The sequence below is a fragment of the Prosthecobacter sp. genome, from assembly GCF_049294395.1.
Lineage (GTDB): Bacteria > Verrucomicrobiota > Verrucomicrobiia > Verrucomicrobiales > Verrucomicrobiaceae > Prosthecobacter.
In genome coordinates this window covers 1-2,269 of sequence record NZ_JBAQCR010000184.1, presented here as the reverse complement: position 1 = coordinate 2,269, position 2,269 = coordinate 1, and the positions used below count along the sequence as shown (strand labels likewise).

Sequence of the window (2,269 nt, the reverse complement as noted above, 5' to 3'; positions counted from 1 at the left end):
AGTCTCCGGTGCAGACCTGACAGAAGGGATGGAAGTGGTCGTCGGCCAGCAAACGCGCGAGGCCGCCAGCGCTGCGGCTGCAGCGGGCGCGAGCCCGTTCACACCCCGCATGGGGCGCAAATAAAGTAGCAACCCTGCGCCCATAGTCATGGAACTGCTCGAAATGAACAACGTCTGCAAGACCTACCATCTGGGAGAGGTGGATCTGCCCGTCTTGAAGGGCGTGACGTTGAAGATTGCGCGTGGGGAGCTTGTCGCGCTCATGGGCGCCAGCGGCTCGGGCAAAAGCACGCTGATGAACCTACTTGGCTGCCTCGACCGGCCGACGAGCGGGGAATATTGGTTTGATGGCAAGGATGTGTCCAAGTTTTCCATCAACGAGCGTGCGCGCCTGCGCAGCCAGCGCATCGGCTTTGTGTTTCAGACCTTCAACCTTCTCGCGCGCACCTCTGCCATCGAGAACGTGATGATGCCGCTGACGTATGCGCGTGAAAACCTCACCGACCGCGAGATGCGCGAGCGTGCGGCGGCGCTGCTGGAAAAGGTCGGCCTGAAGGACCGCATGGATCATCAGCCCTCGCAGCTCTCAGGCGGGCAGCAGCAGCGTGTGGCCATCGCACGTTCGCTGGTCAACCGGCCGCAGGTGCTGCTCGCGGACGAGCCGACCGGCAATCTCGACTCACGCACCAGCGAGGACATCCTGACGATGTTTCAGCAGCTCAACCGCACCGAAGGCATCACGATCATCCTGGTCACGCATGATCCAACCGTGGCGGGTCATGCGCAGCGCACCATTCGCATCCGCGATGGATTGATCGCCGGGAATGAGGTCACAGGAGGAGGTTTGCCATGAGACATTATCAGATCATCAGAACCGCGCTGCGAGCGCTGCGCCGCAATGTCATGCGCGCTTCGCTCACCACACTCGGCATCGTCATTGGCGTGGCGGCGGTGATTGCGATGATGGAGATAGGCAACGGCTCCACGATCGCCATCGGGCGGACCATCGCCAGCATGGGGGCCAACAACCTGCTGGTACAGCCCGGCACCGCCGCGAGTGGCGGCGTGAGTTTTGGAGCGGGCACCGTGATGACGCTCACGCCTGAGGATGCCGAGGCCATCGCGCGTGAATGTCCCGCCGTGGGCAGCGTTGCACCGGCGGTGCGCGCACGCACGCAGGTCGTCCATGGCAATCGAAACTGGGTGCCCATGTTCATCTATGGCACCACCCCCGCCTACCTTGATGTGCGCGACTGGGCGACGATGAGCGAGGGGGAAGCCTTCACGGATCGCGATGTGCGCAACGCCAACAAAGTCTGCCTCGTCGGCCAGACGGTGGTGCGCGAACTGTTCGGCGGGGCCTCGCCCATCGGGCAGGAGATCCGCCTGCAGAACGTCGCCTTCAAGATCGTCGGCGTGCTCCCCTTCAAAGGCGCCAACATGATGGGCATGGATCAGGACGACGTGGTGCTCGCGCCGTGGACCACCATCAAATACCGCGTCGTCGGCTCCTCCGCCTCGGTGGGGAATCAGAGCGCGGCTGCCAGCGTCGGCTCGGTCAACACGCTCAAGCAGCTTTATCCCAGCTCCGCTCTCAGCCTTTATCCACTGCCTTCCGCCACCCAACAAGCCGACCGGCCGGAGCCGGTGCGCTTCACCAACGTGGATCAAATCATCGCCGCCGCGCGCACAGCGGCGGAGATTCCCGCAGCCATCCAGCAGATCCGCGCCGTGCTGCACGAGCGCCATCATCTGCGCGCGGACGAAGCCGATGATTTCAACGTTCACGACATGACGGAAGTGACCAAGGCGATGAGCTCCACCACCGTGCTGATGACGAAACTTCTGCTCGTTGTTGCCATGATATCGCTGGTCGTCGGCGGTGTGGGGATCATGAACATCATGCTGGTCTCCGTCACGGAGCGCACGCGGGAGATCGGCCTGCGCATGGCCGTGGGTGCGGAGCCGGCAAGCATCCTGCAGCAGTTCATGGTGGAGGCCGTGGTGCTGTGCCTGCTGGGCGGCGCGGGCGGCATTCTCGTGGGTCGCGGCTGCTCCTATCTGGTGAATCTCCTGCTGCACTGGCCCACCGCCACATCGGTGGGAGCCATCATCGCCTCCGTGGTCGTGTCCGCCGCCGTCGGCATCGTGTTCGGCTACTACCCTGCGTGGAAGGCCTCGCGCTTCGACCCGATCGACGCCCTGCGCTACGAATGAGTGCCATCCCAAATAGTGCTGCAGTATGAAATCCAAATCTCCGCGTTTCACC

2 protein-coding genes are annotated in these 2,269 nt (G+C 63.3%); both read left to right on the top strand.

Going from position 1 to position 2,269, the window contains the following annotated elements; all coding sequences use genetic code 11:
* Positions 1 to 148 precede the first annotated feature (148 nt).
* Positions 149 to 853, top strand: a complete 705-nt coding sequence (locus WAW39_RS12165) for an ABC transporter ATP-binding protein (RefSeq protein ID WP_422319145.1) — start codon at positions 149 to 151, stop codon at positions 851 to 853.
* Positions 850 to 2,217: an ABC transporter permease gene (locus WAW39_RS12160; RefSeq protein ID WP_422319143.1), complete on the top strand. Its 1,368-nt coding sequence runs from the start codon at positions 850 to 852 to the stop codon at positions 2,215 to 2,217. The genes WAW39_RS12165 and WAW39_RS12160 overlap by 4 nt, the downstream gene beginning before the upstream one ends.
* The last annotated feature ends 52 nt before the right edge of the window (positions 2,218 to 2,269 follow it).